Here is a 17644-nt window from a genome sequence, read left to right as displayed (position 1 = left end):
AATCTTGAGGTGAGGTATACATGCAGCTGATGAAAGAAAAGCAGGACCTGACGTATTTGTCGTGGTCAGTCTATCGCAATTCTTCCGGAACTGCCGGTTCTTTTCTGAAAGCATACTCCGAACTCGGCGGAAAGAAGACCTATTACAAGCTCTCGAACTTCGATAAGGCGCGTGGAGTCATCGGGCATGAGTGCGTGAACGAGCTGATCGTTGACCGGCTGCTGACGATGTTGGGGATTCCTCATCTGTCCTATCAGCTGATCCATGCAGATGTTTCGGTGGATGGCAGAACCCACGAAGTTTATCTCTGCGCTTCGGAGGATTTCAAGGCAAAGAGTGAGTCCAAGACCGCTTTGGATGCCTACAAAGAGTTGGAAGCGTTGCCGGATGAGTCCGCTTTGGATTTCTGCATCCGTATGGGATGGGAAGACTATGTTTATCAGATGCTGATCGTAGACTATCTGATCCTGAACCGGGATCGCCACGGTGCCAATATTGAGGTGCTGCGCAACAGCCGAAAGAAGACGATTCGTCTGGCTCCCCTGTTTGACCACGGCCTCTCTCTGCTTTGCAGCTGCCCGGATGATGCTGCGGCGGCTGCGTTCGATGTGATGGCCGACAAGCCCTGCAACAACTTTATCGGCTCAAAGTCCACATGGGATAACCTGCGTATCATTCCGAAGGATAAAATGCCAAAGCTGACGCCGCTGCACGATAGCGACAGGCGGATACTGATGGAAGGGCTGGACGGCGTGCTCTCGCAGACGCTTCAGGACAAGATATGGGAAATGATTTGGAAAAGGTGGTGCGCGTATGAAGATTTTTGCCATTCGAGATGAATCAGCACAGGAGCAGAAGGATCTGGCGTACCTCCTGTACTACGAGCAGGAAAAGCGGTTCTACATTGAGCTGCCGGAGAACGCAGCCGCATGGGAGACACCGCTGCTGCTGGACTCCTTTGTGAAGCGCGGAGAAACCACAGTCAATTCCTATTGGAGCAAAATCTGGGTTCAGCAGCGGATCGTTCCAACCGACCGCCAGAACATTGGCGAGATTTTGCGTGACAATCATCTGCAAGAATATGACGAGTATGCGCTTCTGATGTTGGCGATGGGGCGATGCGCCCAGGACGATTACTACCTCGTTCCCATTGATGAGAAGGAGCTTCCGGAAGAAATTACGAAGCGCTTCTCCAAGAGAATTGAAGATGTGCTGCCGCTGGAGGATCATTGCCTGCTGGTGTTTTTCCGGGATGGCGCGGTGAAGAAGTGCGATTTGCAGAAGCACTTTGAAAAGACGAAGGCGTTTCAGATCCTTCTCAAGAAGCCGGACTATTTTCAGCATGTGCAGATGCAGACGGGCGGATACGGCGTTACGTGGGATGTGAACATGACCGTTTCGGATACGATGCTCTATCGAATTGGCAAAAGTGTTCCGCTGACAATGGAAGACTTCCGGAACTATGCTGCACACAGAGTCATCAACGCAGCGGAAGCGGCGGAGATCTTGGGCTGCTCCCGGCAGAATATCATCGACCTGACAAAACGCGGAAAGCTCCACCCGATCAAAACATCGGAAAAGAGTACGATGTATCTGAAAAGTGAGGTTCTGAAACGAAATTGGCAGTAAATATGAGTTATACCCCCATTATGGCCCTAAACGAAACAGTATACGATAACCACCATCATATTTTCCGTTTTCTCTCACCGTTTGGGATTTATAATCCGGGTCATAGGAATAGCGCGATTTGATCTTTTGTCAAATCGCGCTTTGGAAAATATTCTATTTTACTGATTGCGTCCATGAGAGGAGAATATTAATGCTTCGCTTTAAGATAATAGAGGGATTTATTCGTCGATACAAAGCATTATTCATATTGACGGTTCTATCTGTAATAATCGCTCTCGTTTATGTTTTTACTGCTGACCTACCAGAATGGTTTCCTTTTGCAGGAGCGTTATTTACCCTGCTCGATACACTTGGCTTAGCTATCATAGCAAACTGCATCTTCTGTTATTTTCAAATCTATCTACCTGAGTGTCGAGAACATGAACGTGTGAAACCGACCGTATCATTTTCCGTCAGTAAAATCCTGACATTGATTGGTGACCCCTACGAAAGAATGTATCGGCAGAAAACAGGGAGAGAATTGGGATTTGATGAAATTTCGGAAGATGAATTGAAAAAACTGCTTGATGGAATTGACCCGAAGGGAGATTTGGGTTATAAGTTTATCGACGCTAACTCAAAACTGATTTCAGTGCCTACGTATTGGATCGTTAATAAGCACGTTGAGGACGCGCGGGATGAAATTGAGTTGCTTATCAGTCTGTTTGGAAAGTATCTAGATGCAGAGTTGATTTCCTTGCTGATGGAGATTCATAGATGTCCATATTTCGCATTGATAACAAAATTTCAGCACAGTGGTGTGCTTGATAAACTAGCCAATATTGGCCCATCAGAAGAACTTGTTCCTGTGCAGCAATTATATAAGCGCTTGAAGAAATATGTTGGTGAATGATTCTGTTACCAGTGCTAATAACTCCGTTTTGCCTACGCTACGGAGTCCTTCACGAAAATCTGGCTCCTCTTGTTAGGGGCAGTGCCTCTAAAACTCCTTGATCGCACAAAAATGTGCGTCTGCGCGTTTCTGCAGAACACTTCTGAGTATGAACGCCATTGACATTCGTGGCTTTGACTTGGTTTTTCACAATATTTCTTTCGTTTGAAATTACGCTAATGCGTGTCTTTGTTGTTTCCTCATCTTTATACTTTAGTGGCAAAGTCACAAATTTATTTTGTAAGCCCAATGATTTTCCTCTTGGCGTTTTGACAGTTTACCGTCTTTCACCGACCCCGCCAAAATTCTATTGGCCGTCGCTGCCGACACCCCACACAGCTCCCGCACATCGGCGTTCATGATATACTCATGCGTCTGCAAGAACTGCTCAATCTTCTGCCAGCGCAGAGTTTTCTTGTCCATCTTTCCATCGCTCATTGTATCACTCGTATGGATGGCGTCGATGAGCGATGCTTTGATGGCAGAGAGCATGAACTCGATGAACGCGGTGGACTCGCCTGCATCGTTGCTGGCATTGATGGCATCGTAGTATTCCTGCTGATGGTCGTGGATGATGGACTCGACCGGCAGCCATGCAAACACAGGATTCCATTTGGAGAGCAGCAACGTGTGCCAGAGCCGTCCAACACGGCCATTGCCGTCTGCAAAGGGATGGATCAGTTCCAGTTCATAATGGAACATGCAGCTTCGGATCAACATATGCAAGTCGCTGTGCTTTGCCCAATCCAACAGCTCCATGACCAAATCAGACACATACTGGGGCAGCTTGCCGAAATGCAGGACATGTCCCTCATGATCTACGACACCAACGGGCCTTGTGCGGAACATGCCGGATTCCTCCACAAGTCCGCGAGTCATGATACCGTGAGCAGTCAGCAGGCCGTCTACGGAGTAGGGGTCAAGCTCGTCCAGCCGCTCGTAAATCTCATAGGCGTTTTTGACCTCGGCAATGTCCTTGGGCGGAGCCAGAACATGCTTGCCGTTCAGAACGGCAAGCATGTTCCAGACTCAGGGTGTTTTGCTCGATGGCAAGGGAGCCGTGAATGGTTCGGATCCGATTGGTGCGGCGCAGATTGGGGTTGCTTGAAAGATGATCGTGGGCGGAAAGCCTTCCGGTCAGCTCTGAAATTTCTGCAACATCATCAATGATTTTATTTGTGATTTGAAACGGAGGTTGTTTCTTTTTCATACGCACCTCGCAGTGTTGGTTGTTATCCATAGTATAGCACCCATCGCTCATTCCATCAATCATTTTCTCGATGCACATGAGTGATGCCCTCCGAACTGGCACAATCAGCACGCGAAAACCTCTGCCTATCCGCAGAAATTTTCGGATTCTTCCCTTGGGTACCTTTTCAAATGGATTCCAATCCGATATAATATACCTGTCAACCTAACGATACAACATCACGCGAGGTGCCGCCATGAAAACGAAAGATACGCCGAAGCAATACGTTATCTACTCCCGCAAGTCCAAATTCACCGGCAAGGGCGAGAGCATCGAGAACCAGATCGAGCTGTGCCGCCAGTACATCGCCATGCACTTTGGCGAGGATGCGTCGGAAAACGTGCTGGTCTACGAGGACGAGGGCTTTTCCGGCGGCAATCTGGAGCGCCCGCAGTTCAAGAAAATGATGAAGGACTCGCAGAAGATTGAATTTGCCGCCATCGTGGTCTACCGCCTTGACCGCATCAGCCGCAACATCGGTGACTTTGCGAAGCTCATCGAGGATTTGGGCGACCGGCACATCGACTTCATCTCCATCCGTGAGCAGTTCGACACATCCTCGCCCATGGGCCGCGCCATGATGTACATTGCGTCCGTGTTCTCCCAGCTGGAGCGGGAGACCATCGCCGAGCGCATCCGGGACAACATGCACGAGCTGTCCAAGACCGGACGCTGGCTGGGCGGCACAACGCCCACGGGCTATGCCTCAGAAAGCCTGTCCAGCGTGACGGTGGACGGCAAGGTGAAAAAAGCCTGCAAGCTCAAACCCATCCCGGAGGAAATCCAGCTGGTCAAGACGATCTTCTCCGTGTTCATGGAAACCGGCTCTCTCAGCAAGACCGACCAGTACCTGTTGGAGCACCGCTGCGTCACGAAGCGCGGCAAGCAGTTCACCCGCTTTGCCATCCGGGGCATTCTCACGAACCCGGTCTATATGATCGCCGACGAGACAGCGTATCAGTATCTGAAAGAAAATAATGTTGACCTGTTTGCCGAGCGTGCAGAATTCGACGGCGAGCACGGTGTCATGGCATACAACCGCACCCTCCAGCGCCCCGGCAAGGCGAACCAGATCCGCCCCATGGAGGAATGGATCGTGGCGGTGGGCAAGCACCCCGGCATCATCGCGGGCAGCGATTGGGTGCGGGTGCAGGCCATGCTGGATGTTAACAAATCCAAGAGCTACCGCAGGCCGCGCAGCAACGTGGCGCTGCTGTCCGGGCTTCTGCGCTGCGGCGAATGCGGCGATTATATGCGCCCGAAGCTGACTAACCGCAAGAATGCGGACGGCGAACTAATCTACACCTACATGTGCTCCACCAAGGAGCGCAGCCACGGCACCGTCTGCTCTATGAAAAACTGCAACGGCAACACGCTGGACGCCAAGATCATCGAGGAGATCCGCAAGCTCTCCGCCGACAAGGAGACCCTTACCCGGCTGCTGGCGCAGACCAAGAGGGTCATCAGCGGCAGCAAGGAGGGCTACGACGCAGAGCTGGCACTGCTCCGGGAAAAACACACCGAGACGGAAGAGCGCATCAAGCGTCTAGTGGAGTCCCTGTCTGTCGCCAGCGACACGTCCGCGAAGTACGTCATGGAGCAGATTGACGCACTCCATCAGGAGAGCGAGACACAGCAGCTGCGCCTTGCCGAGCTGAAAGCCCTCACCGAACAGAGCCGGATGCTGCATCAGGAGTTTGCCTTCCATCAGGAAATGATCGAATCGTTTGCCAGCGCAGTGGATTCTGCCACGCTGGAGGAAAAACGCCGCCTGCTGCGCACCATCGTCAAAAAGGTGGTCTGGGACGGCAAAAACGCCTATGTTTACCTCTTTGCGGAGGATGGAGAAGCGGATTTGCCCCCTGTTGAGCAACCTATGTATCCGTTGGGAGAGGATAGCGAATGAACTCCGGATGCATTTCCGGCGGCTGCGGCGGGGCGGAACGACGGTTTCTTTGCAGGAAACGCTGGAAGCCGGAAAAGAGGACACCGCCCTCACCTTTTCCGACGTTTTGCAGGACAGTTTCTGCATGGAAGAAAATTGTGAGCGTCAGGAAGAAGCTGCCCGCCTGCGCCAGCTCATTGAGGGGCTGCCTGCCCGGGAGCGGAAGCTGATTTTGCTGCGCTACGGCATGGCCGGCCAGCCGCCGCTCACCCAGCTGGAAACTGCACAGCTGCTGCAGATCAGCAGAAGTTACGTTTCCAGGCTTGAGACCCATGCACTGGAGCAGCTGCGCAAAGCGTGGCACTCTTAACGATCGGGTTCATTGCCTTTCAGCCCAGCGCCACATCCAGAACCATCATCAGGCTGAACCCGACCGCAAAGAGCACAGTGCCGATATCAGAGTGCTCGCCCTGCGACATTTCCGGGATGAGCTCTTCCACCACCACATACAGCATGGCACCTGCGGCAAAACTGAGCAGATACGGCAGAGCCGGCACGATGACGCTCGCCGCCAGAATGGTCAGCACTGCACCGATGGGCTCCACGACGCCGGACAGCACACCGCCCCAGAACGCCCGGCCTTTGCTCATGCCCTCTGCCCGCAGGGGCATCGAGATGATGGCTCCCTCCGGGAAGTTCTGGATGGCAATGCCCAGCGAAAGAGCCAGCGCACCGGCCGCCGTGATCTGTGCTGTCCCGGATAAGTACCCTGCGTAAACCACCCCCACTGCCATGCCCTCCGGGATGTTGTGCAGCGTAACGGCCAGCACCATCATGGTGGTGCGCTGCAGCTGGCTGTGGGGGCCCTCAGCCTGTTGGCTGTTCCGGTGCAGGTGTGGGATGATATGATCCAGCAGCAGCAAAAACAGGATCCCCATCCAGAAACCCACCACCGCCGGGAAAAACGCCAGCTTGCCGAGGGCTTCTGACTGGTCCATCGCAGGGATCAGCAGGCTCCAGATGGATGCCGCCACCATCACGCCCGCTGCAAATCCGGTAAGCGCCCGCTGGATGTAGTCTCCCAGCGATTTTTTGAGGAAGAACACGCTGGCCGCCCCCAGCGAAGTGCCCAGAAACGGGATCAGAATCCCATAAAATGCATCTGTCATTGAATCAACTCCTTGTCAGCTGGTTAGTTATGTATAACTGCAAGGAGAGTATATCGCATCTCTCGTCTTCCGTCAATGCATTTTTTGATTGATTCTATATGGGTGCATCAAGAGAGGACTGTTGGGGCTTATTTTACAGCCTGTTTCAGCCGCTCCAGATCATCCGCATCCGGGTGAGAAAGAGCCTTGTCGAAATTCTCGATCATGGCGTCCAGATTGGGCAGATGAAGCGGCTGTTTTTTCATGTTCTCATATCGCTGGCGTACTGACATCGGCATCTTTCCCTGACACATGAAGCTGCCGATTACCGTATTGCTGCTGTGCAGCTCTTTTTGCACGGCTTTCAGGATTTTGTTAAAATATTCTTCGCTGCCGCCAAAACCAGCAGTACCAAACAAAAACACCTGCTTTCCCCGCAGCTGCTTCAAAAAGTCCGAAGAGCTTTCATCCGCTTTTCCCTTATCCGTCCAGAAACCCACATAAAGGGTGTCCGCCTCCATGGCGGCAGGGTTCGGGCTGCCAAAATAACAGCAATCTGCCTGCGGCAGGTAACTGTGCAGAGCGTCTGCCAGTAATTTTGTGTTGCCTGTTTTGCTGCTGTATACGATTGCGTAACTCATAGCTTCTCCTTTGGAGCCATTGGCTCTCTGAAATTATAATGCTTGCAATTAGGTTTCGGGAAACTGATTTTGATGAATCTCAGTGATTTTGTGCATATTGTGTTTGATTGGCTCCAGATACTTTCCGGCGAATGTTCCTATTATAAGTGCTGCATCCTGAACATTCCTGCGAACTTCCACTTTGATCTTGCACAGTATTTGGAGAATCGTGATACACTTGCTTGCTGACAAAATAAAAAGCACTTCGCGATTTCTCGTGAAGTGCCTCGGTATGGAGATTACCGGGATCGAACCGGTGACCTCTTGCATGCCATGCAAGCGCTCTCCCAGCTGAGCTAAACCCCCAGATGTTTGTTGTCGTCCGTGACGACGCTAGTAATTATATCAGGTGAGGATGGGATTGTCAACTGTTTTTGCAAAGTTTTTTGCAAGGTTTGTTCTGCTGTGCACTTTTTGCCGCAGGATTTCCCTTTTGGGCCATTCTGTGCTATGATAGAGAGGTACCGGGCGGGGCGCTCCCCTGCCCACAGAGAGGGGTGGTTCTTATGAGCGAAGCAGAGGTCAGTCAGTTTCTCTGCGTCCTCATCAAAATGGGGGAAGCGCTGCAGAACAGCGGGGCCGAGGTGTTTCGGGTGGAGGACACCCTCAACCGCATTGCGGCGGCATACGGGGCTGAGGAGGTCAATATCTTTGTCATCACATCCAGCATCGTGGTCACGCTGACCATGCCGGGCCTGCCGCCCCAGACCCAGACCCGCCGCCTGCGCAAAAGCACCGGCAACGACTTGCTGGAGCTGGAACAGCTCAATGCCCTGAGCCGCCGCATCTGCGCCGAAAAGCCTCCGGTGGAGGAGTTCCAGCAGCAGCTCAGTACCATTCTGGCACAGCCCGGGGAGCCCCGGCTCCATCTGGCGGGAAGCGTGCTGGCGGCGGCCAGCTTTGCGGTCTTTTTTGGCGGGAGCCTGTGGGACGGCGTGCTGGCGGGCGGGGTTGCAGTGTTCATCTGCTGGATGGAGCGGTGGCTTGCCCCGTTCTGCCTGAACGGTGTAGCGTTCCAGTTCATTGCGTCGTTCCTCAGCGGCATGGCTTCTCTGCTGTGCTGCCGGGTCTGCCCGCTGCTCCATGCGGACATGGTACTCATCGGCGTCATCATGCTGCTGGTGCCCGGCATTCCGTTTACCAACGCCATCCGGGATATCCTGCTGGGTGATATCATCTCAGGCTCGCTCCGGCTGGTGGAGGCCGTTCTGCTGGCGGCCATGCTGGCACTTGGCATGATGGCAGCCATCTGGCTGATGGGAGGTGCCGCATGATGCAGACGATCATCCAGCTCCTCAGCGGGGCATTGGGCTCCATCGGGTTCGGGCTGCTGTTCCACCTCAACCGCCGCTATCTGCCTGCGGCAGGCGTGGGCGGGCTGCTGGCCTGGCTGGCCTATCTGCTGGCCGCGCCCGCGGTACACGGCACGTTCCTGGCCAACCTTGTGGGCGGTGTCTGCGCGGCCCTCTACGCCGAGTTTATGGCCCGGTGGTACAACGCCCCCTCTACCCCGTTTTTCATCACGGCGGCAGTCCCCCTCATCCCCGGAAGCACCCTGTATTACTGCATGAACGCAGTGGTCTCCAGCAATCTGCTGGCCGCGGAGCACTATGGCGAGCAGACCTTTTTAGCCGCATTCGGCATTGCAGGCGGCATGGCCATTGCCTGGTGCCTGGCCGATCTCAGCCGCAAGCTGAATGCCCTGCTCACGGGGCACAACCCCGCAAAATAACACAGAAAGAAGAGCATTATTATGGATTTTTATGGAACCATCGGCCCGGCCTGTGCGGAGCTTTCCACGTTACAGCAGATGGTCCGCGCCGGAATGACCGGCCTCCGGATGAACCTTTCTCACGGCTCACTGGCCGAGCACGCCGACTGGCTGGAGCTCATCCAGAAAGCAGGCATCCGCACCCTCCTGATCGACTTACAGGGCCCGGAGCTGCGCATCGGGCGGCTGGCGTCCCCGCTGACGCTCTCCGAGGGGCAGCAGGTGTTTCTGGGTACGGGCGGCATTCCCTGCCCGGCCTGCCTTTTGGACGCCATAACCCCGGGGCAGAAGCTGCTGCTGGACGACGGCAAGCTGCTTTTGCGGGTGAACGCTGTGGACACTGCTCTCCACTGCACCGTACTGCGGGGCGGTCTGCTCCAGAGCCGGAAGAGCATCGCGGTGCCGGGCGTGGAGGTCTCCTCCCCTACCCTGACCGATGAAGACCTGCAGAACCTGCGCGTCGCCGCCGACTGCGGTGTCACAGGTGTCATGCTCCCCTTTGTGCGAAGCGCTGAAGACATCCGCACCCTGCGGGCCGCGCTGGAAGATGCCCACGCCGGGCAGATCCAGATCTTTGCCAAAATTGAGAACCTTGCCGGTGTCCGTACTTTGCCGGAGTTTCTGCCGCTGGTGGATCAGGTCGTTATCGCCCGGGGCGATCTGGGCAACGCCATGCCCCTGTGGGAGCTGCCCCGCTGCCAGAAGCAGCTGGCCTCCCTCTGCCGGGCCGCGGGCGTGCCTTTCATGGTCGTGACCCAGATGCTGGACAGTATGCAGACCCGGGCGGTCCCCACCCGCGCCGAGGTCAGCGACATCTACAATGCCGTACTGGACGGGGCCGCAAGCCTGATGCTGACGGGCGAGACCGCCGCCGGGCAGTACCCCGTGCAGGCCATGGAATACCTTGTCAAGACCGCACAGACCGCGCTGTAAATTTTTATGATGCGATGAAAAGACCTCCGGCGAGATTGCCGGAGGTCTCGTTTATTCCAAGCAAAGATCCTTTGCGAAGCCCGGTCTATTCTTCACAAATTGTTCATAGAATGATCGTATCTTCATTGATTTTAACGAAATTTCTTTTTGATTTTCATACAATTTCGCAATTGACAGAATCCCATGCGGTCCGATACAATAAAGCCAGAACGGCACCTGATCTGGACGTGCCGATGATCATTCCTGCACCCCAAAAATGACAACAAAAATTCTGAAAACAACAGGAGGCATTTACAATGAAACACCTGAAAAAACTGGCCGCTCTTCTTCTAGTGGGCGTTCTCGCCTTGTCCCTGCTGACAGCCTGCGGCGGCGGTGGCTCTACCTCCGCAGATGCACAGGCGGAAACTGCCGTGATGGCCGCCATCAATCAGAACCGTCCCGTCAATTCCGCCAAATTGCAAAACAGCAGCGAGCTCCGCAAAATAGCCAATCAGGACCTGGGTGCTGCCATCAGTGGAAAATGGGGCCAGCTCAGTTCTTCTTTTACATTCAAATCCCATACTGATTTAAAAAATGGCAAATTCGGTTACACATTCATTGCCAAGTGTGATTACAAAAATACGGACCTCGCAAAACTTATCAAAACCGACACCAGCATCAACAGCCACTATATGGACAAATGGAGCGATGTCGGTGTGGTAGTCCGGACGGTTGACGGCCAGACTTACATCGCCATCTCGGTGGCTATCGATACTTCCAAGACCTGATTTTATCCAGAAGATTCTTTTCTCCTCAAGATATCCCGCATTCCCCTGTGTAACAGAAAAAGTCAGGCTCTCCGGTAAAATGGAGAGCCTGACTTTTTGCTTTTTATTTTACTGTTCCGGTTTATTCTGGAGCTTCTTGTTGAGATAGAGGAAGAAGCCGATGTTCAGCACCACGCCCACCGCCGTGGAGACGGGGGCCGCCAGACCGATCTTCGTCAGGCTGGCGTTGGGCTGGATCAGCAGCTTTCTTTTTTCAGCGTCTTGTACGTTCCAAAGCGGAAGTGCTTATCCAGCACATCCCCCGCAAAGCCAATGGCCTTGCCCATGGTAAACGCCGCCGCAATGGTGCCGATGCCAAGGCCCTCCAGATGGTGGAGGAAACCCAGCGTCAGGCCTGCCGTCACTGCCAGACAGATGACATCGAAGCCAATTTTGATTTTGGGGTACGGAATGCCCGTAATATCGGCCAGCTCCCGGGGAAACAGGTCCGTGGGGACGATAGGCAGCTTGCAGCGGTTGGAGAGCGCAATGCCCAGGCTGATCAGGCAGTAGCTCACCACAAAATACACCACCCGCATGGGAATGTTGTAGGGCAGGACGTTGATCCATGCCTCATGCACATCCAGCAGCTTGCCGAATACAAAGCCCACCACAAAGCTGAACAGGTAGCTGGGCACAAACTTTTTGCGCAGCAGCATCAGGCTGAGCACCAGGCACCCCTGGAACAGGTAGGTCCAGGTGCCCAGCGTGAGCACGGGCCACACCTCGGAAAAGGCAAAGGGCACACTGGAAATAGCCGAAATGCCCGCCCCGGAATAGAGCATCAGCACCACGCCAAAGCTGTTCATCAGCACGGCAATGCACAGTGCCAGTTCGCCGCGGAACAGCGGCAGAGATTTTGAGTTCATGGGTTCTTTCCACCTCATCTTAAAATAAAAATCACGGCCTCTATCATAGCACGATAAAGGCCGTGATTCCAGATACAAAATGCTGAATTTCAAATCAGACCGGTCGGTTTGTTCCGGGCAGTCTTCCTCAGCAGTAGACCACCGTTTCCTCCAGAGGCTTGCGGGAGGCGTGGTTGGGCAGTGGGCCAACGCCCTCGGCTGCATAGCCCAGGTCCAGGATCATCAGCACTTCCTCATTTTCCGGCAGGCCCAGCTCTTTGGCTGCCTTGTCCGGGTCAAAGAAGTTCAGCCAGCAGCTGTCCACTCCTGCGTTGGCGGCGGCCAGCATCATGTGCGTGGCTACAATAGAAGCATCCTCCACGCCGGAATCCCGCTTCTCGCCGGGGTAAGTAAACACATGGTTTTTATCAAAGGCCACCACCAGGCAGGTGGGAGCGCCATAACGGCAGGGCGTTACAGCGTCGATCTTTTTCAGCCCCTCTTCGGACTGGACGACATAGACCCGCTGCTCCTGTAAATTTTTCGCAGTGGGGGCCACCCGGCCTGCTTCCAGAATGACCTGCAGCTTTTCCGCCTCCACCTTACGGCCACTGAAGTTTTTGCAGGAATAGCGGTTTTCCACGACCTGTGTAAATTCCATCTTGATTTCCCTCCTGATGTTCTCATCTGGGGGACAGCTGTCCCCGGTTTCCTATCCATTATACGCAAACCGGCTCCAGTCTTCAACCCTGCACGCAGGCGGTCAAAACAAGTCCAGCATGTTGTCGAGATAAATTTCTTCCCGGACTTCCAGCTGGTGCTCCGGCTTGACCAGATAGTAGAGCAAAAATTCCAGCACCAGCGCGCTGCCCAGGCCCCGCCCCTCGATCTTGAAATTGGAAAAGCCCATGGGCAGATAGGTTTCCTTGATCTCCTCCACCCCGATGAACGCCGGGCTCCGCATGGCTTTGGAAAAGCGGTACCCCTGCGCCGCGTCGGGCGCGGCACAGCGGTGATCCGGGCAGTCTTCCCCAAGGTTCTGGCGGCTGACCACCTCATAACAGCGCCTGCGGTCCCTGCAGCCCGTCCAGCAGCATTCGTTGCAGAGGAATTCCACCTTGTCTTTTTCCGCCCGGGCAAGCGTTTCCAGCTGGGCAAAGGCCTTATTGAGCCGGAAATCCGGCACCACATAGGCAAAATCCTCCCGGGCCGTCTCCTGCCGGAACGCTTCAAACTCCGTGAGGACTTTGGTGGTGGAAGAGACGAGATAAAGCTGCGGGTAGTGCTCTTTCAGGTAGCCCGCCAGCAGGTCGGAATGGACGATGACGCCGTTCCGCGGGCCGCCGCTTTCTGCCAGCAGCCTGCAAAGCGCGTTGCAGCGCTCGTCCGCCAGATGCTCCTCCCGCAGCAGCGAGTTGCTGAATGTCAGCCGGGCCGAGATGCCGTATTCCCGCAGCAGGGCCATCATCGCCTGGGGATCACACTCCCCACAGGAAAAGCGTCCCCCACCCCAGAGGCAGTTTTCCGGGGCACCGTAGAGGGAACCGATCTCGCACCAATCGTAGAAATACTCCCGGTGTGTCCGGAACAGCGGCAGGAACCGGCGGTACAGCTCGTAAAACTCAAACAGCCCCGGGAGATGATAGATCGCAGTGTTTCTCATTCCGTCTTTCGTACTCCTTTTGCTTTCCGGTTCGGGTCATTCGGTTTCTGCCTCGGCCGCTGTGATATCCCGGTAGAAAACCGCCCATGCGGCTTCCTCATAGGGGCGCACTACAAAAAAGCCCGCGCTCAGCGGAACTGCCAGCAGCGTCACCAGGGCGACCCCCATGGCCGCTGCATCGGAGAAAGCTGCCACGACCCACGAAAACCCGGCCAGCATCGGGAGGACACAGAGCAGTTCCCAGCCGATGAAGCTGAAATCCAGGCAGAACAGACGCCATTTGTTGCCGTCCATGATCCGCCGCGATTCCGTAATGGCCTCGTTGGCCGTCAGGGCAGGGTGTTCCGCCATGATGTACGGAGCCATTGCATAGCTGTAGGATTTTACAATGCCGGGGATCACCAGCAGCAATGACCACAGTGCCACATACAGCCCCTGCAAAAATTTCAGGCAGAAGCCATCCCACAGGCGGCCTTTCTGGGAAAACAGGTCCGAAACAGCGGCCGCTTTTCCGTCCGCCAGATTCAAGTTGAACCGGGCATATCCCAGCCGCACGGCACCGCCCACCACGAGGGTGAAGAGGGTCCAGACCACGATGCAGACCACCAGCACTGCCAGCAGCCTGCCGCCGTTGGCCTGTGAAAACAACTCAAGGGAACCGCCGGGCGTGATGTTGGAATTCTGGTTGGCACGGTTCGCGTTGGATGTAATGTTCTCGGTTGCGTTTACAATATTGGCACCCAGCGCACTGGCGAGCAACCCGGCCAGCACCGCTGTTTTCCATCTTCCACGCAGGGCATCCCGGGCAAGAGCACGGTAATCAGCAGCTAGTTTCATATCGGCAGCCTCCTTATTCGCAATGGACCGCATTTCTTTCAACTGAAAATTGGTTTCTTTTTCTTAAATACGGTTCATCATACTGAAAAATTGCAGCTTCCCGGGCCGGCAGGCAAAAATTTTTTCCGGCACACAAAAGGAAAAGGCAGCACTCGATTGCAGAAGTGCCGCCTTTTCAGGAGAAGAAAGTAGATGGTTCCGTTATGCGCTCATTACACCAGGCCCGTCAGCTGGGGCAGGGCCATGGACACTGCCGGGATGTAAGTGACCAGCAGCAGGCCGCCAATGATGGCGACATAGTACATGAGCATGTAAGGCAGGATCTTTTCCAGGCTGGTACGGCCCACCTTGATGCCGACGAACAGCGCGTTGCCGACAGGGGGCGTGATGTTGCCGATGCAGAGGTTGTACACGAGGATCATACCAAAGTGGATGGTGCTCATGCCAAAGCTCTGGCAGATGGGCAGGAACAGCGGGGTGAAGATCAGGATCGCCGGGGTAACATCCATGAAAGTGCCGGACACCAGCAGGATGACGTTCATGATCAGGAGGATGATGTACTTGTTGTTGGTCAGGCCCAGCAGCAGAGCCGCCACGGCATCGGGGATCTGCAGGAACGCCATGACCCAGCCCAGAATGTTGGACACGCCAACCAGGAAGACAACCATGCCGGACATCTTGGCAGAGTCCACAATGATCTTCCACAGGCTCTTGAGGTTGATGGAGCGGTAGCAGAATGCCAGGATGAGAGCATAGACCACGGCGATGGCAGAGCCCTCGGTGGCGGAGAAGACGCCGCCCACGATGCCGCCGATGACCACGATGATCAGGGAGAGGGAGGGCAGAGCGCGCAGGGTGCAGACGCCGAGGTTCTTCCAATCGAACTTGCCGGGGGTCCCCTTATAGCCCAGCTTCTTGGCCAGGATGACACCGACCACGGCGCAGGCCAGAGCCCAGATGATGCCGGGGACATAACCGGCCATGAACAGGGCAGCCACGGAGGTACCGCCGGAAGCCAGCGAGTAAGTGATCAGGGCGTTAGAGGGAGGGATCAGCAGGCCGGAGCAGGAGGAGGCCGCATTGGTAGCAGCGGTGACAGCCGGGTCATAGCCCTGCTCCTCGGCACCGTCGCGGATCATGGAGCCAACGGCAGCAGCGGCGGCGGAAGCGGAACCGGAGATGGCACCGAACAGGGCGTTGGTGCCGATGTTGGTGATGAGCAGCGCGCCGGGCAGCTTGCCCAGGATGGACATGACGAAATCCACCAGGCGCTTTGCGATGCCGCCCTGGTTCATGATGTTGCCCGCCAGGATGAAGAACGGAATAGCGGTCAGGCTGAACTTGCTCATGCCCACGAACGTGCGCTGGGCAGCCGTCAGCACGGCAACGTTCAGGTCAATGGACGAGAGGATGGCCGTCAGAGAAGAAACGGCGATGGCGTACGAGATGGGCACGCCCAGGAACAGCAGCACCAGCAGGACTGCCAGAATGACCAACAATGCTTGAATTGCCACGGTTTAGCCCTCCTTCTTTTCGTTTGCAGCGGCTTTCTCGGCCTCGACCTTGGCGATGGCCTCGGAAGCCTCATCGGCGACCTCCAGCGAGATGGTGCCGTTGGCAATGCCGATGATGTTCAGGATGGAATACAGCAGGATAACCACGCCGCAGATGGGCATGACCCAGTAGAATACGCCGACTGCCACGCCCAGCGAGGAGGTCTGCTGGCCCATGGCCAGTTTGGAGACCTGGAAGCCGCCGAAGACGAGGATGGTGGCGGAGAAGAGGAACGCCACGACCTCCCACAGGATGTGGAACGCCTTGCGCATCCCGGGGTTCATCCGGTCCACCAGAATGGGGATATTCATGTGGCCGCGCTCACCGGAAACGATGGTGGCACCAAACAGGGTGCTCCAGCCAAACAGATAGCCGACCAGCTCCTCCGACCAGGTGGAGGGAGAGTTGAAGATATAACGGGCAATGACCTGATAGGTGGTCAGGATGACCATGACCGCCATGCTCAGGCCAGCCAGAAGCTCAAGCGCCTTGTTCAGCGCGGTACGAAATTTTTCCATATTGGCCTCTCCTTAGTTTGCGGACGCGTATTCGGCGTTGTATTCCTGAATGCGGTCATAGATCGACTGCAGCTCGGGGTTGGCAGCCAGCACCGAGGTGTGCAGGGGTGCCATGGCCTCCTGGAACGGAGCCGTATCCGGGTAGAGGAAGTTGACGTGCTGCTCGTTCTCAGCCTTGTTCTTCGCCTCTTCCACGGCAGCGGCCCAGGCATCCCGCTCCACCTGATTGATGAGCTGGAAGCCCTCCTCAAAGATGGCCCGCTCGTCGGGCGAGAGGTTGGAGAGGAACTCGTAGTTCGCCACCAGCAGGTCGGGGACCATCTGGTGCATGTCGTAGGAGTAATACTTGCAGATATCGCCGTGGCCGTTGTCGGTCAGGGCCAGCTCGTTGTTCTCCGCGCCGTCCAGAATGCCGGCCTGCAGGGCGGTGTACACATCACCAAAGCCCATGGGGGTGGCGGTACCGCCCAGCAAACGCATCATCTCCACATTGGTGGGAGACTGCTGGACGCGAATTTTGAGGCCTTTCAGGTCAGAGGGCTGGTTGACGGGGGTCTTGACGGTGTAGAAGTTGCGGGTGCCCGCGTCCAGCCAGGTAACGGTCTCCAGACCAGCTTTCTGGGTGGTCAGGAAGATCGGGTCGGTGACCTCATTGTCCTCCATGGCGGCGTGGTAAGCCTCCTCGCTGGAGAACAGATACGGCAGGTTGAAGATCTGGTACTGGGAGCTGAACGTCTCCATGATGGCGTTGGAGGCCACCACAAAGTCGATGGCGCCCGTCTGGGTCAGCTGTACCATTTCGGTCTGGCTGCCCAGCAGCTCGCTGGGGTAAACCTCCACGCGGTACTTGTCCCCCAGTTTCTCATTGATAAAATCCGCAAACGCGGTCAGGCCCAGGTGGTCGGGGTGGTTGGCCGACTGCACATGGCCAATGCGGATGATCCGGCGGTCATCCGCAGCCTCTCCCCCGCCGCATCCGGTCAGCAGCAGGCCGCTTGCCAATGCGGCCGTGCCCATCAGCGACAGGAATCTTCTTCTCTTCATGCGTTGTGTCCTCCCTTTTTCGATTCACGGTTTGTAAATTTATTGTAACAAAGGGTTCTTTGCCGCGAAACGGGAATTTTTTGTGAACCGCAGGACTATTTTGTCATTCTTGTATCCAAGTACAATTTTTTCGTCTTCGAGGAGA

At 55.4% G+C, this 17644-nt stretch carries 20 protein-coding genes and 1 tRNA gene; 9 read left to right on the top strand and 12 right to left on the bottom strand.

Annotated elements, in window-relative coordinates; translation table 11 throughout:
* Positions 1 to 20: 20 nt before the first annotated feature.
* From C4N22_RS05410 to C4N22_RS05400, 3 genes are all read left to right on the top strand, one after another.
* Entirely contained in the window at positions 21 to 839 is an 819-nt protein-coding gene (locus C4N22_RS05410; protein WP_112148246.1) for a hypothetical protein, read from the top strand.
* Positions 814 to 1629, top strand: a complete 816-nt coding sequence (locus C4N22_RS05405; RefSeq protein ID WP_112148245.1) for a helix-turn-helix domain-containing protein — start codon at positions 814 to 816, stop codon at positions 1627 to 1629. Before C4N22_RS05410 ends, C4N22_RS05405 begins: the two co-directional genes overlap by 26 nt.
* A 190-nt stretch (positions 1630 to 1819) precedes the next feature.
* Positions 1820 to 2521 carry a hypothetical protein gene (locus C4N22_RS05400; RefSeq protein ID WP_112148244.1) on the top strand — a complete coding sequence of 234 codons (702 nt, stop codon included), beginning with the start codon at positions 1820 to 1822 and terminating at the stop codon, positions 2519 to 2521.
* 264 nt (positions 2522 to 2785) lie between these two features.
* On the opposite strand, the gene C4N22_RS05395 is transcribed toward C4N22_RS05400, so the two are convergent.
* Both C4N22_RS05395 and C4N22_RS13055 read right to left on the bottom strand, forming a co-directional pair.
* Positions 2786 to 3580, bottom strand: coding sequence for a Fic family protein (locus C4N22_RS05395; protein ID WP_242980954.1), 795 nt, complete (start codon positions 3578 to 3580; stop codon positions 2786 to 2788).
* The gene (locus C4N22_RS13055) at positions 3507 to 3848 is read right to left on the bottom strand and encodes a hypothetical protein (RefSeq protein ID WP_242980953.1); all 342 of its coding nucleotides are present in this window, start codon (positions 3846 to 3848) and stop codon (positions 3507 to 3509) included. Before C4N22_RS13055 ends, C4N22_RS05395 begins: the two co-directional genes overlap by 74 nt.
* Positions 3849 to 4005: 157 nt before the next feature.
* On the opposite strand from C4N22_RS13055, the gene C4N22_RS05390 reads away from it, so the two are divergent.
* Positions 4006 to 5715, top strand: coding sequence for a recombinase family protein (locus C4N22_RS05390; RefSeq protein ID WP_112148243.1), 1710 nt, complete (start codon positions 4006 to 4008; stop codon positions 5713 to 5715).
* Complete coding sequence (locus tag C4N22_RS05385; protein ID WP_112148242.1) at positions 5630 to 6064, top strand: sigma-70 family RNA polymerase sigma factor; 435 nt, start codon at positions 5630 to 5632, stop codon at positions 6062 to 6064. Before C4N22_RS05390 ends, C4N22_RS05385 begins: the two co-directional genes overlap by 86 nt.
* Before the next feature lie 19 nt (positions 6065 to 6083).
* Here the strand turns inward: C4N22_RS05385 and C4N22_RS05380 are convergent, their stop codons facing one another.
* From C4N22_RS05380 to C4N22_RS05365, 3 genes are all read right to left on the bottom strand, one after another.
* Positions 6084 to 6863: a ZIP family metal transporter gene (locus C4N22_RS05380; RefSeq protein WP_022256201.1), complete on the bottom strand. Its 780-nt coding sequence runs from the start codon at positions 6861 to 6863 to the stop codon at positions 6084 to 6086.
* A gap of 128 nt (positions 6864 to 6991) precedes the next feature.
* On the bottom strand, positions 6992 to 7483 hold the full coding sequence (gene bilS, locus C4N22_RS05375; RefSeq protein WP_112148241.1) for a flavodoxin family protein BilS: 492 nt from the start codon (positions 7481 to 7483) through the stop codon (positions 6992 to 6994).
* A 272-nt stretch (positions 7484 to 7755) separates the two neighbouring features.
* Positions 7756 to 7828, bottom strand: a tRNA-Ala gene (locus C4N22_RS05365).
* 200 nt (positions 7829 to 8028) lie between these two features.
* On the opposite strand from C4N22_RS05365, the gene C4N22_RS05360 reads away from it, so the two are divergent.
* The 4 genes from C4N22_RS05360 (at position 8029) to C4N22_RS05345 (ending at position 10996) form a co-directional block, all read left to right on the top strand.
* Positions 8029 to 8796 carry a threonine/serine exporter family protein gene (locus C4N22_RS05360; RefSeq protein ID WP_112148239.1) on the top strand — a complete coding sequence of 256 codons (768 nt, stop codon included), beginning with the start codon at positions 8029 to 8031 and terminating at the stop codon, positions 8794 to 8796.
* Positions 8793 to 9254 (top strand): threonine/serine exporter family protein, encoded by a 462-nt coding sequence (locus C4N22_RS05355; RefSeq protein WP_112148238.1) that lies wholly within the window; start codon positions 8793 to 8795, stop codon positions 9252 to 9254. The genes C4N22_RS05360 and C4N22_RS05355 overlap by 4 nt, the downstream gene beginning before the upstream one ends.
* A gap of 21 nt (positions 9255 to 9275) precedes the next feature.
* Positions 9276 to 10226: a pyruvate kinase gene (pyk, locus tag C4N22_RS05350; protein WP_112148237.1), complete on the top strand. Its 951-nt coding sequence runs from the start codon at positions 9276 to 9278 to the stop codon at positions 10224 to 10226.
* A 296-nt stretch (positions 10227 to 10522) separates the two neighbouring features.
* Positions 10523 to 10996, top strand: coding sequence for a hypothetical protein (locus tag C4N22_RS05345; RefSeq protein WP_112148236.1), 474 nt, complete (start codon positions 10523 to 10525; stop codon positions 10994 to 10996).
* A 236-nt stretch (positions 10997 to 11232) separates the two neighbouring features.
* On the opposite strand, the gene C4N22_RS05340 is transcribed toward C4N22_RS05345, so the two are convergent.
* The 7 genes from C4N22_RS05340 to C4N22_RS05310 all read right to left on the bottom strand — a co-directional run bounded on the left by C4N22_RS05340 (position 11233) and on the right by C4N22_RS05310 (position 17499).
* Positions 11233 to 11904, bottom strand: a complete 672-nt coding sequence (locus tag C4N22_RS05340) for a DUF6198 family protein (protein ID WP_242980952.1) — start codon at positions 11902 to 11904, stop codon at positions 11233 to 11235.
* A gap of 127 nt (positions 11905 to 12031) precedes the next feature.
* Positions 12032 to 12544: a nitroreductase family protein gene (locus C4N22_RS05335; protein ID WP_022256723.1), complete on the bottom strand. Its 513-nt coding sequence runs from the start codon at positions 12542 to 12544 to the stop codon at positions 12032 to 12034.
* A 102-nt stretch (positions 12545 to 12646) separates the two neighbouring features.
* The gene (locus C4N22_RS05330; RefSeq protein ID WP_112148235.1) at positions 12647 to 13546 is read right to left on the bottom strand and encodes a hypothetical protein; all 900 of its coding nucleotides are present in this window, start codon (positions 13544 to 13546) and stop codon (positions 12647 to 12649) included.
* A 36-nt stretch (positions 13547 to 13582) separates the two neighbouring features.
* Positions 13583 to 14383, bottom strand: coding sequence for a DUF975 family protein (locus tag C4N22_RS05325; protein ID WP_112148234.1), 801 nt, complete (start codon positions 14381 to 14383; stop codon positions 13583 to 13585).
* Between the two features lie 212 nt (positions 14384 to 14595).
* Positions 14596 to 15897, bottom strand: coding sequence for a TRAP transporter large permease (locus C4N22_RS05320; RefSeq protein ID WP_022256720.1), 1302 nt, complete (start codon positions 15895 to 15897; stop codon positions 14596 to 14598).
* Between the two features lie 3 nt (positions 15898 to 15900).
* The gene (locus tag C4N22_RS05315; protein WP_022256719.1) at positions 15901 to 16455 is read right to left on the bottom strand and encodes a TRAP transporter small permease; all 555 of its coding nucleotides are present in this window, start codon (positions 16453 to 16455) and stop codon (positions 15901 to 15903) included.
* A 12-nt stretch (positions 16456 to 16467) separates the two neighbouring features.
* A complete protein-coding gene (locus C4N22_RS05310) occupies positions 16468 to 17499 on the bottom strand; it encodes a TRAP transporter substrate-binding protein (protein WP_022256718.1) in 1032 nt (343 codons plus the stop codon).
* Between the last annotated feature and the right edge of the window lie 145 nt (positions 17500 to 17644).

This window comes from Faecalibacterium prausnitzii (assembly GCF_003287495.1).
In the GTDB taxonomy this organism is placed as follows: Bacteria; Bacillota; Clostridia; order Oscillospirales; family Ruminococcaceae; genus Faecalibacterium; species Faecalibacterium prausnitzii_I.
This window is presented reverse-complemented; position numbering and strand designations above follow the sequence as displayed.

Excerpts from the sequence above, each read along its gene's own strand:
- C4N22_RS05410 (WP_112148246.1), top strand. The coding sequence starts at position 21 with ATGCAGCTGATGAAAGAAAAGCAGGACCTGACGTATTTGTCGTGGTCA.
- C4N22_RS05405 (WP_112148245.1), top strand. The coding sequence starts at position 814 with ATGAAGATTTTTGCCATTCGAGATGAATCAGCACAGGAGCAGAAGGAT.
- C4N22_RS05400 (WP_112148244.1), top strand. The coding sequence starts at position 1,820 with ATGCTTCGCTTTAAGATAATAGAGGGATTTATTCGTCGATACAAAGCA.
- C4N22_RS05395 (WP_242980954.1), bottom strand. The coding sequence starts at position 3,580 with ATGCTTGCCGTTCTGAACGGCAAGCATGTTCTGGCTCCGCCCAAGGAC.
- C4N22_RS13055 (WP_242980953.1), bottom strand. The coding sequence starts at position 3,848 with ATGTGCATCGAGAAAATGATTGATGGAATGAGCGATGGGTGCTATACT.
- C4N22_RS05390 (WP_112148243.1), top strand. The coding sequence starts at position 4,006 with ATGAAAACGAAAGATACGCCGAAGCAATACGTTATCTACTCCCGCAAG.
- C4N22_RS05385 (WP_112148242.1), top strand. The coding sequence starts at position 5,630 with ATGTTTACCTCTTTGCGGAGGATGGAGAAGCGGATTTGCCCCCTGTTG.
- C4N22_RS05380 (WP_022256201.1), bottom strand. The coding sequence starts at position 6,863 with ATGACAGATGCATTTTATGGGATTCTGATCCCGTTTCTGGGCACTTCG.
- bilS (WP_112148241.1), bottom strand. The coding sequence starts at position 7,483 with ATGAGTTACGCAATCGTATACAGCAGCAAAACAGGCAACACAAAATTA.
- C4N22_RS05360 (WP_112148239.1), top strand. The coding sequence starts at position 8,029 with ATGAGCGAAGCAGAGGTCAGTCAGTTTCTCTGCGTCCTCATCAAAATG.
- C4N22_RS05355 (WP_112148238.1), top strand. The coding sequence starts at position 8,793 with ATGATGCAGACGATCATCCAGCTCCTCAGCGGGGCATTGGGCTCCATC.
- pyk (WP_112148237.1), top strand. The coding sequence starts at position 9,276 with ATGGATTTTTATGGAACCATCGGCCCGGCCTGTGCGGAGCTTTCCACG.
- C4N22_RS05345 (WP_112148236.1), top strand. The coding sequence starts at position 10,523 with ATGAAACACCTGAAAAAACTGGCCGCTCTTCTTCTAGTGGGCGTTCTC.
- C4N22_RS05340 (WP_242980952.1), bottom strand. The coding sequence starts at position 11,904 with ATGAACTCAAAATCTCTGCCGCTGTTCCGCGGCGAACTGGCACTGTGC.
- C4N22_RS05335 (WP_022256723.1), bottom strand. The coding sequence starts at position 12,544 with ATGGAATTTACACAGGTCGTGGAAAACCGCTATTCCTGCAAAAACTTC.
- C4N22_RS05330 (WP_112148235.1), bottom strand. The coding sequence starts at position 13,546 with ATGAGAAACACTGCGATCTATCATCTCCCGGGGCTGTTTGAGTTTTAC.
- C4N22_RS05325 (WP_112148234.1), bottom strand. The coding sequence starts at position 14,383 with ATGAAACTAGCTGCTGATTACCGTGCTCTTGCCCGGGATGCCCTGCGT.
- C4N22_RS05315 (WP_022256719.1), bottom strand. The coding sequence starts at position 16,455 with ATGGAAAAATTTCGTACCGCGCTGAACAAGGCGCTTGAGCTTCTGGCT.
- C4N22_RS05310 (WP_022256718.1), bottom strand. The coding sequence starts at position 17,499 with ATGAAGAGAAGAAGATTCCTGTCGCTGATGGGCACGGCCGCATTGGCA.